Here is a 19,960-nt window from a genome sequence, read left to right on the forward strand (position 1 = left end):
AAAGGAGTTTACTATGTTAAATTTACTTCAGAAAAAGAAACAATAACAAAGCGACTTATTATAAAATAAGAAGAAATCTTATACTTAAAAATGCCTGAATCATTGGTTCAGGCATTTTTTTGTATTATATGTGAGCAGTTTATTCTATAACAATTTTTCTATGTAATGTGGTATTATTAATATCTTTAGCTACCATAAAGTACAAACCTTTATTTAAACCTGAAAGGTTAATAGTTTTTCCTGTTACATTAATATCTCTAACCAAACTTCCTGCTACGTTATAGAACTTAGCACTTACCATGTTTTGGCTTATATGTAAAATTCCATCTTCTTTAACAGGGTTAGGATATACATTGGCAACAATATATTTCTCTTTGATTCCCAATGAGGAATTAGACCAGCTTACAGATGCAACTGCAATTACATCAACATAAGAACTACCATCAGATCCACCTATTGCTTCAAGCTTCACAGTAACTTCCCCTTCTTGATTAATTTCTACATTTTCTACATCCTTAATGCCCGAAGTTTCGTCTTTAGTATAGGTGATTTCTGTGCCATTTATGTATAGTGTTGGATGTTGAAAATAGATAAAATTACCTCCCATAATACTTCCATTAGGATCCAGTACATAAGTAAATGTTAAATTTTCAATACCATTTGGGGCTGTAAATGAAATAGTTCCAAGTCCGTTGCCTAAATCACCGGTGGTTAATACATAGTGAGCTTCAACCCCATCACCTAAATTCTTTTCAGACGTATATCCAGAAGAAGTATATGCTACATCAACCGTTCCCATTGCACCATCTACTGATGCATAGAAACTTACTGTTCCATCTCCCATATCACTACCACCAAGACCCAAATTCTCTTTATTTAATGTAGTAGTTAGGGGAGTACCTTCGCTACCATCTGCTTTTTCCCTTAGTGGAAGAATAGTTTGAGCAAAAGTAATTGATGCTGAAAGCAAAAATAATAAGCCCAATAGCATTCTTTTAGTGTAATTTGTCTTCATAATTAGTTGATTTGCGTTAGTAATGTTTTCAATAAACTAGGCACTAATATCATTATTGTATATAAGTATTACTTGTTGAATATAACTCGTTTATTGTGGAATTCTAACAGTTTTTTATTTAATCAGGGTGTTTTCTAACGTGTTTGAATGTCAATATAATATGAGTTTGGGTTAAAATGATTGTAGAATTTCATGTTCTAAACATTTAATTTTCGAAATAGAATACTGACTCAATTAAATATTAATATGGAAAGTTCTTTTTTAAGTGCCGTTGTATTACCCTTAGCCTTAGCAATAATTATGATAGGTATCGGATTGGAATTAAAGATATCCGATTTTACTTTATTGTTTAAAAAACCCAGGGGGGTGATAATAGGTCTTCTTGGACAAATGGTATTACTCCCAATTATAGGATACATGGTAGGATTCTATTTATTCGATTTTTCAAGTCCTTTGATCGGAGTAGGTTTTGTAATACTGGCTTTGGCACCCGGAGGATCTACATCGAACCTAATGAGTTTATTATCGAAAGGCGATTTGGCTCTCTCTGTTAGTTTAACAGCATTTGTAAGCGTTATTACTCCCCTTTGGATGCCCTTTGCGATTGCTTTATTATTTTCGAATATACCTGAAACCAAGGGTATTGAACTCAGTTATGTAAAAACCTTTACTGAATTGTTTGTAGTATCATTTATTCCAATTGTGATTGGTATGCTGATTAATGCGAAAAAACATGAGTGGTCATTGAAATTGAGAAAACCGGTAAAAATTCTCTCAACAATATTCTTGTTTTTAGTAATTATAGCTCTTGTAATAAAAAATAAAGTTGTAATTACTGCAAATTTAGATACTGTTGGTATTGCTTCCATAGTTATGGTTACTCTTACTTTCTTAGCTGGTTTTTTGTTGGCGCGCGTTTTTTCTTTATCCGGTAAACAGATTAAAAGTATAACTTTTGAGGTAGGAATTCAAAACGGTACGTTAGCATTGCTGGTTACTGCAACGATTTTGGGAATACCCGAAATGACTTTGGCAGCTATTTTTTATAGTTTAATAATGTTCGTTTACGGTTTTGCTGTAATAGGATTCTTTAACATGAAAAAGGTAGAAAACGGGAAGAAAGTAGAACTCTGTTGTGCATAATATGCAGTTGTGCTTTTTAAGGGGGCAGGTTTTAAAATGATGACATGATATAACATAAAACTCACCAATTTAATAGCTTAATAATCACCAATAAAGGTGAAGACGATAAAAATAATTGCACCGATACTGTTTATCACTGTATCGGTGTATTTTTTTTGGTATAACCCCAAAATGGGCACTTGAAAACTGGATTTGGGAGGACGACTACAATAATGCGGAATTTGTAAACGAATTATTAAAAGGATACAGGGAGTTATAATGATGAGTAATAATACTTTTTTGACAGAATAATTCTTTGGTTTAATTTTCATCATGATGTATTAGTGAAGCGAAAAAAGTTAATATTTAATGTGTTTTAAAAAAGATATTGGTATACAGTTTTTATTGCATTCGCTAGATTTGGTTAATATGTGAATTATATCTTTTTTTTAAAGATTAATTCCATAATTCTCAAAATCATAAGAACTATGAATTTACACGTTATACGCACATACTTTTTGTTGGGAATTTTAATATTATCATCAAGTATTGCTTTTGCACAATCTCAAACTATTACGGGAACGGTAACCGACATGGAAACAAACGAAGTTTTACCGGGGGTTTCGGTAGTAGTGAAAGGAACTTCAATCGGAACAACAACCGATTTTGACGGGAATTACAAAATAACAGTCTCCGGGGGAAGTATTCTTCAATTTGTGTTTATGGGAATGGAAACCCGGGAAGTTAAAGTAGATAACCAAACGGTTATTAATGTAAGTTTATCTGCAGAAATAAGGGCTTTGGACGATGTTGTAGTAACAGCACTGGGATTAAGCAGAGAGAAAAAGTCACTTGGATATTCTGTCGCTGAGGTAAAGAGTGAAGAACTTACAAAGACTGTTCAGTCGAATGTTATGAATTCTCTCGCAGGAAAAATGACAGGGGTTCAGATAAGTAACACAGGAGGTGAAGCGGGGTCTTCTGTAAATGTTATTATTAGAGGTGCATCTTCATTAACTACCGATAATCAACCTCTTTATGTAGTGGACGGAGTTCCGATAAATAATAGTTTAAGTGGAGGAGTAAGTTCATTTGGAAAAAATGTAGATGTTGATTTCGGAAGTCCTATAAACGATATAGCTTCAGAAGATATAGAAAGTGTATCTGTATTAAAGGGTCCTAGTGCCGCAGCATTATATGGTTCCAGAGCAGGTAATGGAGTTGTATTAATTACAACAAAATCGGGTGCCGGTAGTAAAGGTAAAATTAGGGTTTCTGTAACGTCGAGTGTAGAATTTGACCATCCATACAGATTTCTTGACCTTCACAATAAGTTTGCCTCAGGATACCGCCCTACACTAGCTGCAGATAGTTTGATATTTGAAGAGAGTGAACATCAGTTAGGTCCCGAATTAGATAAAGGTATTAAAGCAATTGTTTGGGGAGGAGCTAAAGATGAAAATGGAAATCCTGTTACAGAAGAACTTGTTTCTCATCCCGATAATATTAAAAATTTTGTAAGAACAGGAATTACAAATTCAAATAATATTTCCATTTCAGGAGCGAACGATAATGGGGATTTTAGGTTGTCATTTTCGAATATGAATAACCGGGGGATAATACCAAACTCAGACTTTAATAAATTATCCTTAGGTATCAACAGTACTTATAATATTGCAAAGAAATTGAAGTTAAGTACAAATATTAATATTGGAAAGACTTTCTCCGATAACAGACCGGGTAGTGGTAGAGGTACTGCAATCGATGCGGCATATAGGGTAGGTTTTCATCACGATATAAGTAAATTCGAAGAATATTGGGTTCCGGGACAGGAAGAAATCCAACAACGTGCACCTATTGGACGTAACAATCCTTATTTTATGGCTTATGCTGTAAATAACAGCTTTTTTAGAAACAGAGTCTATGGTAATTTGAAACTTGATTGGGGATTTTATCAGGATTTTAATTTTATGCTGAGATATTCTTTAGACAGGTATAATGAACAGCGCGAGTCTAAAGTTCCCAAAAGCCACAACGAAGCACCAAATGGTATTTACGGGATCAAAAATATTTATAAAAATGAGCAAAATTTAGATTTTCTATTAAGTTTTAACAGGAGGTTCTCAGATTTCTCTATTAGTACATCATTGGGAGGTAATATAATGTATAAATACGACTCATTTATTTCTACTTCTACAAAAAGAGACGGAGATGGATTAATAGTTCCGGGTTTATACAATGTGTCTAATATACTGCCATCATCATTAGATTTTAGTAATAACATTTATCGAAAGGCAATTTACAGTTTATATGCAATGGGAAGTTTTGGTTTCAGAGATATGATATACCTCGATTTAACAGCGCGTAATGACTGGTCCAGTACTTTACCGGAGGTTAACAGATCTTATTTTTATCCATCAGCATCATTAAGTGTATTATTGAATAAAGTGTTTAATTTGTCAGGAGAAATAAATTTGGTTAAGCTTAGAGGAGGTGTAGCTAAAGTGGGTAACGATACTGATCCGTATATGTTAGATGCTGTTGTAAATAATGAAGGAGCATGGGGAGATGTAGCACGACTTGGAACAAATTCTACATTACTGTTGTCTGATTTAAAACCCGAAGAAGCTACATCATATGAAATTGGAGGTGATTTCGCGTTTTTCCAAAACAGAATTAGAACAGATTTCACCTATTATGAGTTGTATAACAAGAATCAAATTCTTAAGGTTGCTTTACCTTCATCTTCAGGTTATGGAACTAAATTAATAAATGCCGGTTTATTAAAAAGTAAAGGAATAGAATTTTCTGTGGGAGTTACTCCAATTAGGAATGGCGAATTAGTATGGGATTTGAATGTTAATTTCTCGAGAAATAGAACTTCTATTGAAGAGCTTGCAGAAGGAATGGGTCATCATGTTTTGTGGGAGGAAGCAAAAGGAGGTGCAATTACTTATGTAGGAGGGGAAATAGGAGATATATATGACAGAAAAGTAAAAGTTGTGGAAGATGATAATTCAGAATATTACGGTTGGCCAATTCTTGATAAAAACGGAATGTTGCAAGATGAAGGAGCTGATATTGATGACCTGGAACTAGTAGGTAATTTCAATCCTGATTTTACAATTGGTTTTCAAACTTCTCTAAATTATAAAGGATTTACCTTAAGCGCAGCCATTGACTGGAGAAAGGGTGGCGAGTTTGTTTCTCAAACGTATAGAGATCTGGAGTATCGTTCAATAACTCAAAGGAAATTCGATAATTTGATTAATCCCAATAATATTGATGGCGAATTGTCTCAGTACCTTAAAGATAATGCAGATGAACACATAAAAGGATTTAATTTGGTAGGAGGTCCGACAGAGGAGATGGGAGGAAGTGAATTTAGTTTTTTCGGTTGGGTGGCAAATGACGGAGTTTTTATTCCCGGAGTTATTGCAGAACGCGATGATGACGGGAACATAATTGGATATACAGAAAACCTTGGAGATGAAGGAACCGTATATTTCCCATTTATATATTCTATGGAAACGAGTTGGGATTTTACCCAGGCTTCAATATTTGATGCTTCCTTTGTTAAACTTCGAGAAATTTCATTAGGGTATACATTTAACAGACAATTTATAAAGCGTTTGGGATTGGAAAGTTTATTCTTATCGGTGTATAGCAGAAATATTCTATTGTGGTCAAAAGCAAATATAGGTATAGATCCCGAGAGAGCCTTTCAACCTACAGGAGATGGTAAACTTTTGCAGGGTGTTGAACGATTTAATGTTAATCCGCTAACAATCCCTATTGGTGTTAAGTTAAACCTGAATTTCTAACAATAAAATGGCTAAAATGAAAAAAGTAATATACCTAATTCTGATAAATATCCTGTTAAGTTCGTGTATGGACTTAAGCGAGGTGAATATTAACCCCAATGGAGTACCTGAAGAAGAGGCAAATCCTAACCTGTTAATGTCAACAGTACTGAGTAAAACATCTAAGCTTTATTTGAATAATGGTTTTATCAGGATGGCTGGTACCATGCAGTATATCCAGGAAGTACATCATACTTCTGAGATTAATAATTATAAATGGAAATCAGAGGAATGGTCTGAATATTATTCTTTACTGAGGAATAATAAGAAAGTTTATGAAATAGCAGAACGAGATAATCTCGAATTTCATAAAGGAGTGGCATTAGTAATGAAATCATTTTTATTCGGTCAGGTAGCTGATTTTTGGGGAGATGCACCATATTCACAGGCACTAAAAGCCGATTTGGAAGAAAATGCGGCAATATTGTTACCTGAGTTCGACAGTCAGGAAGTAATTTATAAAGGAATTATTAGCGATTTGCAAGAGGCTGAAATATTGCTTTCTAAATCAAAAAACGAATATAAAAATATATACGATGAAGCTGACCTATATTATCAGGGTGATCCTGAAAAATGGCTGAAATTTGCAAATTCACTTCAGTTGCGATATTACATGCGTTTATCTGAAAAGCTGCCTGAATTTGCTGAACAGGGAATACATAATATTGTAAATAATAATAAACTTATTTTCGAAAGTGTTGAGGATGATGCTGATATGGGTTTCGTGGGAAGTCTTGGGAGTGATTCCTGGCCAACAACAGCTGAGTTTGATCCGGACTCTATTTATTTTAACCAGAAACAAATGTGTTCTACCTTTGTTGAAAAACTTAGGCAATTAAACGATAGCAGATTGAGTGTTTGGGCAGATCCGATTAAGGTGCCAACCGTATTAGATGCGGAACATAAATATTCGATTAAAGATACGATATCAGAAGGAGTCAGATATCTTTGGCCGGAAGAATTCGATCTTGAAATGATTAATACTAACTCTGATTATGTTGGTATACCACCAAGTTTACAAGTGTCGTATACATATAATTATAACACAGATTCAAAAGCTCCGATTGGACATAATTTATTTGTTTCACATTTAAATATAATGTATTCCGGAGCCGATGGAGAATTATTAAAAGCCAGATTGATGACTTACAGCGAAGTGAATTTTATACTTGCAGAGGCCGCACAAAGAGGATGGATTTCAAATGGAGAAAATTACTATAATCTGGCAGTAGAAGCTTCTTTCACTACATGGGGCAGGTCTGGTGATTATTCCGACTATATTTCTCAACCCGAAGTTGCTTTTGATGCAAGTTTGGAACGAATCATAGAACAAAAATGGATTTCGTTATGGTCGTCTGCACAAGAATCCTGGTTTGATTATCGCAGAACAGGCTTCCCGGTTTTGCAGGCAGGTCCGTATGCTCAACGTAATGTATTGCCCCTTAGGTTTGTTTATGGGCAGAATGAAGTTGAAGCGAATAATGAAAATTATCAAAAGGCATTGTTAAACCTGGTGTTAACCGCCGAATCTGAAGGTGAAACGGATAGTCCGTGGTCTAAAATGTGGCTGTTGCAGTGAACAGGGTAAAAGATAAAAGATACCTGCCTGCGTGACTCAGTCAGGCAGGAAAGACAAAAGACAAAAGATAAAAGATAAAGGAAATAAGATAAAGGAAATAAGATAAAAGAAGAAAGTGCTTTATTTAGACAAGGAATAGGGCTTGTCGGAATCTTCAGTGCCTCTATTCTTATTCGGTTTATCACTCATTTCGAAAACCAGGGTAGAACCATTTATAATATCGTTATGAGAAATATAGTTTTTGCTGTATTTCTTTCCGTTTAGTTTTACATTTTTTATATAAACATTATTTGCCGTATTATTTTTTGTCTTAACAGTAAAAACTTTACCGTTTTTAAGGTTTATTTTGACCTCGTCAAATATAGGACTGCCAATTGAGTATTGAGGAATTCCGGGAGTAACAGGGTAGAACCCAATGGCACTGAATATATACCACGACGATAACGATCCCATATCTTCATTTCCGCATAATCCACCTGCACCACTTTGATACATCATATCCATAAGCTGTCTTACTCTTTGTTGTGTCTTCCATGGTTGTTTGCTGTAGTTGTACAGATATGCAACATGATGCGATGGCTGGTTTCCCTGAACATACTGACCTAAAGTTCCCACAACTCCTACATATTTTGGAGAGCTTACATCTGTGCTCATTTCGAAGAATGTATCAAGCTTCTTTGTAAATTTATCATCGCTCTCAAACAGATTTATAAGTCCGTTTACATCGTGCTGTACCGACCAAATATACTGCCATGCATTAGATTCGGTGTAGTGCCTGTTGGGGCGTCTTCCAATTATCAGAGGATCGAAATATCTGTAGTAACTGTGCTCTCCGTTTTTTACAATGCTTTGTTCATTATTTCCAATTTCTTCAAGCCAGTTGCCGTTCTCTTTTCGCGGTCGCATAAATTCAGTTTCAGCATCCCATACATTTTTATAATTCAGAGCTCTTTTGTTAAATGCTTTTTTATCGTCCTCCTTTTCTAAATTTTCCGCTAATTGAGCAATACACCAGTCGTCGTAAGCCAACTCTAAAGTGTTTGGAACTGCTTCAGTAACCTTGTCAATTGGAGCATATCCTAGTTTTTTGTAATAATCCAAGCCCGATCGTCCTGCATATTCGGGTATAGGAGCTCTAGGATTTTCGTTGGCCTTTTTTATAATAGCTCCGTATAAAAAGTCAATATCATAATCTCTAAATCCTTTTATATATGCATCGGTTATTATTGGAATTAAATGATCGCCAACCATTGCCTCTCCAAAAACATTCATAAAGTGTTGGGCAGGTAACCAACCGTAATTCTTCACTTTTTCTTCAATCGATTTTATATAATCGTTTATATCTTCAGGTTTTATAATTGTTAACAATGGGTGTTGGGTGCGATAAGTATCCCAGCATGAAAATGATCCGTAAAAGTTAAAATTATTTGCCGTGTGTATTTTTTTATCCGATCCAAAATATTTCCCGTCAACATCCTGAGAAATGTATTGCGACAGAAGAGAATGATACATTGCCGTGTAGAATATCTCCTTTTGGTCTTCTGTTCCGCCTTTAACTTCAATTTTCTGTAACTCTTTTATCCAGATATTTTTTGCTTCTTCTTTTGTTTTTTCAAAATCCCAATGGGTTATTTCGGTATTCAAATTGTTTTTTGCTCCCTCTATACTTACGTATGATATTCCTATTTTTAGTAATATTTCTTCGTTATTCTCAGTGTTAAATTGAAGAAAAGCACCGATGTTAGTTCCGCTTTCCTCGTTTTTATATGGAAAAATACCGTGACCCGATTCCGGTGCAACAAAATCAGAATCGAAAGTTCCGAAGTATTTTACCGGCTTGCTCAATTCTATAGCAAAATATACGGTACCCAAGCCCGAAGCTCTTTGTCCTTCGATATTAGTTTTATTGATTATTTTTATTCTGCTGGACGAATCTGATTTAGCATCTCCGAGTTGATGACCCAAATCGATTATAATTCTTGAATTACCGGATTTAGGAAATGTGTATTTATGAAAAGCTGCTCTTTGAGTTGTTGTAAGTTCAACATTTACATCGTAGTCTAAAAGTTTTACCTGATAATATCCGGGAGAAGATTTTTCCTTTTCATGACTGTAGCATGATCTGTATCCTGTATCGGGATTTTCTTCGCTTCCCGGTGTAATTCTTAATTTATTGTCAACAGTGGGCATGATTAATACGTCACCTCCATTTGTCATACCAACACCATTCCAGTGAGTGTGACTAAAACCAATTATACTACTTGACTGATACACATATCCTGCAGCATTGTTCCATCCCTGTGTAGCAACGTCGGGGCTGAGGTGTATCATGCCATTTGGCAGAGCAGGACCGGGAAAAGTATGACCAAAGAATTCGGTGCCAAGAAATGGGTTTATATATTCTACTGCAGTTTTATCCTGAGAGAACAAAATTGTACTCATTAAAAGGCTAATTGATACAAAGATAGTTTTGCAAGTTTTCATAATAGTTGGTTAATCAGCATTATGTACGTACAAACATAATTAATGTAGAATAAATGGAGTGTTAATATTATTTAGGTTTTATGTAAAATTCTGTAACTATACTAATGTAAAATTAAGTTAATTTAAATTTCGTAATTTAATTCAGCTAAAACTAACTTCTAAATGAGATATTTACTCTTTATTTTATTTAATATTATTCTTTCAACGATATCTTTTGCTCAAGATACTTATAAGGATATTCCATTTTTACAGGAAAGAGTACATTTTTATAAATCTTTATATAAATCATCACCAAAAAAAGCTGTATGCGACCGTAATGGGAGTATTCAGGTTTTATCGGGAGGCAAACTTCACAAACCTTATAAAGAAATATTAATTCCCGATAAGAAGTATTTGCCAATTTACGATATGAATATTTCGGATGTAATTTTATATAAAAATCAATTTGTATATCTCACAGATAAAGCGGTTTTGAGTAATGCTTGGGCAGGTAAACTATATATTGAATATTCACTTGACAGTGCATACGCTTTTGCGGGTGGAGATAACTATAGTTTTTTGATAGCAAACAATAACTCATTGGAATTTGTTTCATCAGAAGGTAAAAACATGTCTGAATCTTTAAAAAAGTATTCAGAAGTAATCGAAATTAAATTTGACACGAAAAACAGTTCCTTCCTTATTCTGACATCAAATGAATTATTGGAATATCAATCGGAAAAAAATAAGCTCAAAAAGATAATTAATGGAGATAAGTATAGAGGTTTCGAAATAAGGAAGAATGGTGATGTAGTAATTGCCACAGAGGAAGGTTATTTTGTTTATAACAGAAATAAAAATACCAATTCTGCAATTAATAAAGATTTGCCATGTAACCGTCTTAATTCAGTTACTGAAATTGATGGAAATCTCTGGTTTGCCTCTGATAAAGGTGCTTTTATGCTCCGTGATGACGGGAAGTTTAACTATTATGCATCACGTAGGTGGTTGATGGACAATAAGGTCACAGATATTGCAAAGGGGGAAAACAATTCAATACTGATACTTAGCGAAAAGGGACTTTCACAAATTAATTTTGAAGAGACTACCCTCTATTCAAAGGCGATGTATTTCGAAAATCAGGTTAGAAAACGTCATATACGTAATGGATTTAATTGCGATTCCTATGTAATGGATGTATACGGAGATCTAAGTAGCGGATATATGGTTGATTCTGATAACGATGGTTTATGGACTTCGATGTATCTGGCAAGTCAGTTGTTCAGATACAAAGTTACCGGTAGTGAAGAAGCATTGCTTAATGCTTTGGAATCGTTTGATGCCATGGAGCGCCTAAACGATATAAACGGAATTAAAGGTTTCCCTTCGCGTTCTTTTGAGCGTAGTTCTTATGCAAAACACGGACGTGAAAACTGGCATCAGGCTGATGATGAAAAGTGGGAATGGAAGGGTACAACAAGCAGTGATGAAGCTGTGGGACACTATCTGGCTTTTTCTATGGTACTTGAATTTGTTGATGATGAGGATGTTAAAAAAAGAGCATTGAAGCTCTTACTGGAAATGACCGATCACATAATTGATAACGATTTATATTATGTAGATGTCGATGGTAAGCCAACAAGGTGGGGACGCTGGAATCCTGATTATGTTAATAAATTTAATAAAAGTGTTGGCGATCGTAAGCTTAATTCTTCAAATATTATAGCTTTTTTACAGGCTGCATATCATTTTTCCGGTGATGAGAAATATAAGACTAAAGCCTATGAGTTGATTGACAATTATGGTTATTTAGAAAACCTTAGCGTAGCAATGTCTGAAATAGGAGTTGTTGATTTTGAAGATAAAGAAAGTCAGGATCTGTCTGATTCATGGAATCATTCTGATGATGAAATGTATTTTTTGAGTTATTGGTATCTATACCGATATGCTTTTAATGATAAGCTAAAAGCTAAATACTATGATGTAATAAAAGATCATTGGAATATTGAAAGACCCGAAAAGGACGGTTTGTGGAATTTGTCTTATGCTTTGATTGGGGCAGAAGAGTTCGATTTAGATAATACAATATGGTATTTAAAAGAATTTCCATTAGATATGATATCATGGAGTATTAATAATTCCGGTAGAAAAGACCTTGAGTTTTTACCTGATAATTTCCGGGAGCAAACTACATCACATGTTTTACCTCCTGACGAAAGACCGGTTTTTAAACATAACACAAACACTTTCACTCTGGATTCGGGAGATGAAGGAAGAGTAGAATACAGTGGAGATATTTATCTTTTACCATATTGGATGGGTAGGTATTTGGGAGTGATTTCAGAACCGAAAAATAAATAGTGCCGACCAAACAAACGGCTTAATTAATTCGCGCATTCGTGGCTAAAAAAATGAAAGGAAAATTTAAGTTAGTATTGCTATTGCTGATTTTGCAAATTTCATCATGTGGCAAAAAGGAAGTAAGTATTAATTCGGAAGTGATTAATTTAGAAAACAATTGGCAATTAACTTCAAGTGAAAACATTAACGAGGCAAACGGCAGGCAGATTTCTACTTTAGAATATAGAACTGAAAACTGGAACAATGCGGTTGTTCCCGGAACGGTTATGGGTAGTTTGGTTGCCGATAGTGTGATAATCGATCCGTATTTTGGATTGAACCTTAAGAAAATAGATAGAGAGCAATTTAAAAAATCTTGGTGGTACAGAAACGAGTTCGAAATTAAAAATTATATAAAAGAGCAGCATGTCAACCTTAGATTCAACGGAATAAATTACCGTGCAAATTTGTGGCTAAACGGTAAAAAAGTAGCAAATAAGGAAGATTTTGCAGGAGCATTTAGAATTTTTTCATTCGATATATCTAAATATGTAAAACCGGGGAAAAATGTACTTGCCATTGAGTTGTTTCCTCCTGATGACGGGGAATATACTATAGGCTTTGTCGATTGGAATCCTATTCCTCCCGACCGCAATATGGGAATATTTCGGGAAGTTTATTTGGAAATAAATAATGGAGTAAAACTAAGAAGTCCTTTTGTAGCTTCAAAAGTAGATATCGAATCAAAATCGGATGCAGAACTATTGATACAGACAATAGTTGAAAACAATACAGATAAAACAGTTGAAGGAATACTCAAGGCAGATTTCGAATTAGGAAATATCGAAAAAGAAATCACCCTAAAACCACATTCAAAAAACAACATAAGTTTTACTTCTTCGGAGTTCGATTTATTAAAAGTGAGTAAAATAAAGCTCTGGTGGCCAAACGGAATGGGAGAACCAAATCTCTATGACCTAAATATTGAATTCAGAGAGAACAATAAAATACTTGATGTTGTAACAAGTAAATACGGTATCAGGGAAGTAGAAAGCTACCTGAATGATAAAGGAAACAGGGGTTTTAAAATTAATGGAGAATTTGTTCTTATACGCGGTGGTGGATGGGTAGACGATTTATTGTTACAGGATACACAAGAGAGTATTCAGTCTCAGATAGAATATGTAAAGCAAATGAACCTGAACACAATCCGTTTGGAGGGTATTTGGGGAAAGGATAAAACAATCTACGATTTGTGCGATCAGAACGGTATTCTGATAATGGCCGGTTGGAGCTGTCAGTGGGAGTGGCAGGAATATTTGTTAAAAGAAACTCATGAAAAATATGGGGGAGCTACAAATTCAGAGGATGTTAAGCTGTTGACTGAATACATGAAAGATCAGGTGATTTGGTTGAGAAATCACCCAAGTATTTTTGTATGGATGTTGGGTAGTGATAAACTTCCGGCACCTAATCTAGAGAAAAATTACATCGATATTTTCAATGAATATGATAATTTACGGCCTTATGTCACTTCTGCCGGAGGAGTAGGAAGTGAAAGTAATGTTGTAGCGGAAGCAACTTTGATAAGTGATATTAGTGGTCCAACCGGAATGAAAATGCTGGGACCTTATGCATATACTCCCCCTGTATATTGGTATAAAGATACAACTCATGGCGGAGCTTATGGTTTCAATACCGAAACATGCCCGGGTCCCAATGTTCCTCCTCTGAGTTCGTTGAAAAAGATGATTCCTGAAGATAAGTTATGGCCGCAAAGCAAAGAGGATTGGGAGTATCACGCAGGGAGAAATGCATTTAGTACATTAGACAGGTATAATAAGGCTATTGAAAAGCGTTATGGGAAGCCGGAAAGTATAGAGGAATATGCTTTTAAAGCCCAGATAATGAATTATGAATTGATGCGACCTATGTTCGAAGCATTCAGGGTAAATGCTCCAGAAAGCACGGGACTGATTCAGTGGATGCTCAATTCTTCATGGCCTGAAACATATTGGCAGTTATACGATTCGTATCTGCAGCCTAATGGAGCTTACTATGCCACTAAGAAAGCTAATAATCCGCTTCATGCAGTTTATCGTTATGGCTTTGATGATATTTATCTGATTAATGAAAGGTTAGATAGTATAGATAATCTGAAAATGGAAATCAAAGTATTTGATAAAAGTTCTGATATTATTTATGAAAGCATATGGAATGGGAGTATAGAAAAGAGTAAGTCTAAATTTATACTTAAATTACCGAAGGGCTTATCTAAAAACGAGTTGTACTTTTTAGATTTAAGTTTGTTAAACGATCAAGGTGAAAAAATAGAAAGTAATTTTTATTGGCTGTCTGCAAAAAGGGATATCTTGGATTATTCTGCGGGAAAAAAGCTGGAATGGGAGTACTATACACCAACAAAACAATATGCCGATTTTACAGCTGTAAATAATATGGAATTAGCCCATATTGATTTATCAACAGAGCTTAAGCAGGGAGAAGTTAATGAGCTAACGGTGAAATTAAAGAATACTTCAGATAAAATAGCATTTTTCATTTATCTCGATTTAATAGACATGAACGGAGAATCTGTTTTACCAATAAACTGGAGTGATAATTACATAAGTATTTTATCTAAAGATTCAGTTAATTTATCTGCACGATGGAAGTCAGACAAAACTGATTATAAGGTGATAATTAGGGGTGTAAATGTAGAAACAATTGAAAAAACTTTGAAATAAGATGATGAAGATATTGAAATTTACAGGGTTATTGCTGCTGTTAGTTTTTATTTCAGCAATTGTTTTTGTGACTTATAATTGGCGGGACCGTCATCCGGATTACAATCTGGACTTGTTGATTATTCCTGAAGAAGAGAAATCTGAAATAATGGTAGGTGCTTCTGCTCAGCCAATAACAGTAGACATTGTCGATACCTGGAATGATGTAAATTCAGATGCTAAATTTAAGCCGGAAGACGGAGATACTTATAACGATAATAATAAAAATGGAAAGTTCGATGTATACTGGATAGCCGGATTTGATAATAAACGTGCAGCAAATGGGGTACACGATGATGTTTGGGCAAGAACCGTTGTTATTGACGATGGAAACAGCAGAATAGCTATTGTATCTGTTGATGCGATTGGGTTTATGATAGACGATGTAATTGATGTGCGTAAGTCGATAGAGAAAGAATTAAATATAGACTACTGCATAATAGCCAGTACTCATACACATGAATCAAACGATTTGATTGGGATTTGGGGTTCCGGTCTAACTCAGTCAGGTGTTGATGAGGAGAACATGAATTATGTTAAAGAGCAAATTAAGAGGTCGGTTAAAGAAGCCGTAGAGTCAATGCAAACTGCAGAACTTCACATAGCGCAAGACCTTGTAAGTGGCGATAAATGGGTTGATGATTCCAGAAAACCTATTGTGAAAGATAGTGGAATAAGACTTATCAGAGCGGTTAATCCGGATAAAGGAAATACAATTGCAACCTTGATGTTCTGGGCAAATCATCCGGAAACACTTTGGAATAAAAATCTTCAAATAAGTTCTGATTTTCCACATTATTACCGTGAGTTTGTAGAAGATGGAATTTACAAAAATGACACTTTGATTAAAAAAGGATTGGGAGGAATAGCAATTTATTTCAATGGTTCTGTAGGAGGGTTAATGACTACACGACCCCAGAATGAGATTAAAGATCTTGTAAGTGATTCGATTTATGATAAAGCGGGCTTTCCAAAAATAGAGGCCCAAGGAAGAAACTTGGCTTTAGTATCGCTTGATGCTTTGGAAAATCCGGATACCGTACTGAAAAGATCAAATATAAAATTACGTGCAAAAAGTATTCTTCTACCATTGGAAAATAATACATTTAAAATGGCTTCAGCTATTGGTTTACTTCGCAGAGGGATGTCGGGTTATATGAAGATGAAGAGCGAGGTAGCAATTATGGAAATAGGTCCTTTATCTATAGTAACGATTCCCGGAGAATCTTACCCCGAATTAGTTAATGGAGGAGTAGCTGCCCCTGAAGGAAATGATTTTAATTATACTTCCGTTAAACATAGATCTATCAGAGAAATGATGAATGGAAAATATAAAGTAGTTATAGGTTTGGCAAATGATGAAATTGGCTATATAATTCCAAAAAGTCAATGGGATGTAGAAGCGCCTTATGCTTATGAAAGGGAAAGTTCTCAGTATGGTGAAGGGAATTCTTTTGGCCCGGAAACAGCCGTAATTATTTGTAGGGAAATTGAAGGGATTATTGATGATTTAGATAAAAAGTAGCTATAATATCGACTAAAACTATAAGATGAGGAAGATTTTAAAAATAGTATCAATTATAATTATTTCACTATTTGTATTAGTGTTCTTCTCTATTGATAAGATATCTTTTAAACCCTATTTCGAAACAGAGCATTACGCTAAGACAATAGAAGCTTTTAAAGAAAGTAAAAATGTAGAGGCAGAAGGGAAATTATATGCAGGTTTTTCGTCAGTAAACATTACTCCCGATACAATATCTAATATTCCTTTAGCCGGTTTTGGGAATCGTGAAGGAAAGGAAATGGAAGGAGTTCATGACAGTACCTTTGCTAAATCTATCGCAATACAAGTGGAGGACAAACTTGTGGTAATGTGCTCTGTAGATATGCTTATTATTCCTTTGGAAGTAAGTGAAAATGTTTATTCCGAACTTGAAAAATATAATATTAGCTCTAATCAGGTTTATTTCTCAGCAACACATACGCACTCGGGTATTGGTTCATGGGGAAAGGGAATTGTTGGAGAAATGTTTGCAGGTGCTTATAATGAGTTGGTAGTAGATAAGATTGTTAAAGGAATAGTAAAGTCCATATCCGGAGCAATTTCCGACTTAAAAGCATCATCATTTTCTCATTCCGGATTCGAAGCACCACAACTTGTAAAAAACAGATTAGTTGGCGATAAGGGAGAAGAGAACAGCGGGTGTTCTTTTCTGTATTTCAGGCAGGATAATGGCAAGACTGCAATTATATCCTCTTTTTCTGCGCACCCTACAGTTTTGGGAGGGAGTAATATGCTTTTAAGTGCCGATTATCCGGGCTATTTGCAACGAAAACTTGAGGGAAACGGAGTAGATATGGCAATGTTTTTTGCCGGAGGAGTGGGAAGTCACGGACCTGAAGGTTTAGGCGATAATTTTGCAAAAGCAGAGTATATCGGTAATACACTAGCCGATAGTGTTTTGCTTAAAATTAAGAATATAGAAGTTGAACATCAAGTAAAGCTTAAAGCACTTACTGCAGAAGTGTTTTTACCAAAGTTAAAAATGAGATTAAGTGATGATTATCAATTGAGTAATTTTTGGAGCAAAAAGTTATTAGATGAATCTGAAAGAGTATATGTTCAGTCGCTTGTATTAAGTAATTTTGTATTGATAACTACACCAGCTGATTTTAGTGGAGAATTAGCTCTAAATATTTCAAATTCACTTTATAAAAAAGGTTACTATTCAGTAATTTCAAGTTTTAATGGCGATTATATTGGTTATGCTGTACCATTAAAATATTATCACTTACAAGAGTACGAAACCCATACCATGTCGTGGTATGGACCGTATATGGGAGAGTATTTTAGTGATGTTATTTTAAGACTGAGTAATGGGTTATGAGGTTATTGGAGTGATTTTAAAGTCATAAAAAGTAGCTCTAAAACCGTTACCCTTAGGACAAGATGCCATCATGCCAACCATTATTTTTACATTTTTGGGGAAGTAGGATATATTACTCATTTGATATTTTTTACCATCGCTAGAGTAGTAAATTTCTATTGCATCTCTTTTTCTGATAGCTTTAATTCAAATCGATTTAGGATTTGAATTTAAAATATTTACACTCCAGTTACTGAATTCTCTGGTAGTAACGGTACTGTAATTGTATACCTCATTTACGTATTCAATACCTGTTTTGATCCAGTTTTTTTCATCAATTCTAAACATTAATCCCATTTGATCGTAAAGCGAATTATACTCTCCGGTGATTTTCACTCTTACTTCGAACTCTCCTTCAATTTCAGTATAATAAAATGGACCGTTATCAGCTATAAATCCGTAATGAGTAATTTGCCAGTAATCTGTTTTTGGAGGAACATTTACTATTAACTTATTATTTTCTAAGTTCCAGTTTCCGGGTTCGTTATGCCATTTCATTTTTTTATCAGCTTTTTAGTAAAGCTATGAAATGGCTTTTATTTTAATTTATGAATATTAGCATAATTATGTAGAATATTTTCATAGAGCTAATAATTCACAACTTTATACTAAAAAAGAAGAAGTATAATTTGCTGTCATAGTTTTTCTTTGTTAATGGCCGTAATAGTTTCCGGTTTATAAAGCAAGAAGATTATGAAGTCGATAATATACTTTTTTTTAATAATTCTTTTACTGTCAACATCAGTATATAGCCAGAAAACAGAGCAATTTATTTTCCCTCTGCAAAACACCTATGTCCATGCGAGTTCTATTGTAGAATTACCCAATGGCGATTTGCTTGCCTGTTGGTTTGAAGGCGATGGAGAACGGAACTCTAATAACAACAGAATTAACGGTGCAAGGCTTAGAAAGGGTAAAAAAGAATGGAGCGATAAATTCCTAATGGCCGATTATCCCGATCATCCCGATTGTAACCCTGTTTTATTTGTAGATAGAAATGAACAATTGTACCTGTTTTGGGTAATTGTGCGGGCAAACAGATGGGAAAGCTCTGTTATAGAGTATAGAACAAGCACAAATTACAAAAGCAAAGGAGCTCCAAAATGGAATTGGCAGGATGTTATGTTATTAAAACCCGGAGAAGAATTTGCCGAAACAATTAAAAAATCGTTCGACGAGCGGGAAGGTCCGGATTATTCCTGGGCTGAATATGCCCGCAAGTACGAAGATATGCTTTATGAAGCGGCTGTGGATAAGAAAAAAAGAACTACAGGCTGGATGCCACGAATTCATCCTCTACAGTTAGAAAACGGACGAATATTGCTTCCTCTTTATTCCGATGGTTACAATTTATCGCTTGTTGCGATATCTGATGATGATGGGAAATCGTGGCAAAGTTCTCTTCCAATTGTCAGTAGAGGAGGAGTACAGCCAAGTTTAGTTGAAAATAAGGAAGGTAACATAATAGCATTTTTACGGGATAACGGCGATTCGCCAGGGAGAGTAATGATTTCTGAATCGAAAGATAATGGTTATACATGGACGCACGCTAAAAAATCAGAAGTGCCCAATCCGGGTACAAGTGTTGAGGTTATAAAGTTAAAGTCGGGAAATTGGTTGATGGTTTATAACGATGTTGAAGATGGAAGGAATTCGTTTGCCGTAAGTATTTCTTCAGATGAAGGAAAAACATGGGGGCGAACAAAGCATTTAGAAAAGGTAGATAAAGGTAATGGCCGATTTGCATATCCGTCGGTTATTCAGAATAGGAAGGGTATTATTCATATTACTTATTCCTATCATGTAGGGGGAAATAAATCGATAAAGCATGTGAGTTTTAATGAGAATTGGATAACTGAGTAGAT

At 34.8% G+C, this 19,960-nt stretch carries 10 protein-coding genes and 1 pseudogene; 8 read left to right on the plus strand and 3 right to left on the minus strand.

What is annotated here, in order from left to right; all coding sequences use genetic code 11:
• Positions 1-139: 139 nt before the first annotated feature.
• Positions 140-1,015, minus strand: a complete 876-nt coding sequence (locus ABFR62_04330; GenBank protein ID MEN8137640.1) for a T9SS type A sorting domain-containing protein — start codon at positions 1,013-1,015, stop codon at positions 140-142.
• Between the two features lie 246 nt (positions 1,016-1,261).
• Between ABFR62_04330 and ABFR62_04335 the strand changes: the two genes are divergently transcribed.
• From ABFR62_04335 to ABFR62_04345, 3 genes are all read left to right on the plus strand, one after another.
• Positions 1,262-2,158, plus strand: coding sequence for a bile acid:sodium symporter family protein (locus tag ABFR62_04335; protein ID MEN8137641.1), 897 nt, complete (start codon positions 1,262-1,264; stop codon positions 2,156-2,158).
• Between the two features lie 467 nt (positions 2,159-2,625).
• Positions 2,626-5,961 (plus strand): SusC/RagA family TonB-linked outer membrane protein, encoded by a 3,336-nt coding sequence (locus tag ABFR62_04340; GenBank protein ID MEN8137642.1) that lies wholly within the window; start codon positions 2,626-2,628, stop codon positions 5,959-5,961.
• Between the two features lie 16 nt (positions 5,962-5,977).
• A complete protein-coding gene (locus ABFR62_04345; protein MEN8137643.1) occupies positions 5,978-7,579 on the plus strand; it encodes a SusD/RagB family nutrient-binding outer membrane lipoprotein in 1,602 nt (533 codons plus the stop codon).
• Positions 7,580-7,699: 120 nt separating this feature from the next.
• Here ABFR62_04345 and ABFR62_04350 read toward each other — a convergent pair whose 3' ends face one another.
• Positions 7,700-10,063: a GH92 family glycosyl hydrolase gene (locus tag ABFR62_04350; protein MEN8137644.1), complete on the minus strand. Its 2,364-nt coding sequence runs from the start codon at positions 10,061-10,063 to the stop codon at positions 7,700-7,702.
• Between the two features lie 162 nt (positions 10,064-10,225).
• On the opposite strand from ABFR62_04350, the gene ABFR62_04355 reads away from it, so the two are divergent.
• Genes ABFR62_04355 through ABFR62_04370 form a run of 4 tightly spaced genes read left to right on the plus strand, consistent with a single transcriptional unit; the run spans position 10,226 to position 18,056 of the window.
• Positions 10,226-12,403, plus strand: coding sequence for a hypothetical protein (locus ABFR62_04355; GenBank protein MEN8137645.1), 2,178 nt, complete (start codon positions 10,226-10,228; stop codon positions 12,401-12,403).
• A 50-nt stretch (positions 12,404-12,453) separates the two neighbouring features.
• A complete protein-coding gene (locus tag ABFR62_04360; protein MEN8137646.1) occupies positions 12,454-15,126 on the plus strand; it encodes a sugar-binding domain-containing protein in 2,673 nt (890 codons plus the stop codon).
• Position 15,127: 1 nt separating this feature from the next.
• A complete protein-coding gene (locus tag ABFR62_04365; GenBank protein ID MEN8137647.1) occupies positions 15,128-16,690 on the plus strand; it encodes a neutral/alkaline non-lysosomal ceramidase N-terminal domain-containing protein in 1,563 nt (520 codons plus the stop codon).
• A gap of 25 nt (positions 16,691-16,715) precedes the next feature.
• Positions 16,716-18,056, plus strand: coding sequence for a neutral/alkaline non-lysosomal ceramidase N-terminal domain-containing protein (locus ABFR62_04370; protein ID MEN8137648.1), 1,341 nt, complete (start codon positions 16,716-16,718; stop codon positions 18,054-18,056).
• On the opposite strand, the pseudogene ABFR62_04375 reads toward ABFR62_04370, so the two are convergent.
• A pseudogene (locus ABFR62_04375) lies at positions 18,051-18,593 on the minus strand (DUF1349 domain-containing protein). The gene ABFR62_04370 and the pseudogene ABFR62_04375 sit on opposite strands and share 6 nt — an antisense overlap.
• A gap of 195 nt (positions 18,594-18,788) precedes the next feature.
• Between ABFR62_04375 and ABFR62_04380 the strand changes: the two are divergent.
• Positions 18,789-19,958 (plus strand): exo-alpha-sialidase, encoded by a 1,170-nt coding sequence (locus tag ABFR62_04380; GenBank protein MEN8137649.1) that lies wholly within the window; start codon positions 18,789-18,791, stop codon positions 19,956-19,958.
• Positions 19,959-19,960: the final 2 nt, after the last annotated feature.

The sequence above is a fragment of the Bacteroidota bacterium genome (assembly GCA_039714315.1).
Lineage (GTDB): Bacteria > Bacteroidota > Bacteroidia > Flavobacteriales > JADGDT01 > JADGDT01.

What these genes read in the sequence shown, in the direction of transcription:
- ABFR62_04330 (MEN8137640.1), bottom strand. Translation starts at nt 1,015, where the DNA reads ATGAAGACAAATTACACTAAAAGAATGCTATTGGGCTTATTATTTTTG.
- ABFR62_04335 (MEN8137641.1), top strand. Translation starts at nt 1,262, where the DNA reads ATGGAAAGTTCTTTTTTAAGTGCCGTTGTATTACCCTTAGCCTTAGCA.
- ABFR62_04340 (MEN8137642.1), top strand. Translation starts at nt 2,626, where the DNA reads ATGAATTTACACGTTATACGCACATACTTTTTGTTGGGAATTTTAATA.
- ABFR62_04345 (MEN8137643.1), top strand. Translation starts at nt 5,978, where the DNA reads ATGAAAAAAGTAATATACCTAATTCTGATAAATATCCTGTTAAGTTCG.
- ABFR62_04350 (MEN8137644.1), bottom strand. Translation starts at nt 10,063, where the DNA reads ATGAAAACTTGCAAAACTATCTTTGTATCAATTAGCCTTTTAATGAGT.
- ABFR62_04355 (MEN8137645.1), top strand. Translation starts at nt 10,226, where the DNA reads ATGAGATATTTACTCTTTATTTTATTTAATATTATTCTTTCAACGATA.
- ABFR62_04360 (MEN8137646.1), top strand. Translation starts at nt 12,454, where the DNA reads ATGAAAGGAAAATTTAAGTTAGTATTGCTATTGCTGATTTTGCAAATT.
- ABFR62_04365 (MEN8137647.1), top strand. Translation starts at nt 15,128, where the DNA reads ATGATGAAGATATTGAAATTTACAGGGTTATTGCTGCTGTTAGTTTTT.
- ABFR62_04370 (MEN8137648.1), top strand. Translation starts at nt 16,716, where the DNA reads ATGAGGAAGATTTTAAAAATAGTATCAATTATAATTATTTCACTATTT.
- ABFR62_04380 (MEN8137649.1), top strand. Translation starts at nt 18,789, where the DNA reads ATGAAGTCGATAATATACTTTTTTTTAATAATTCTTTTACTGTCAACA.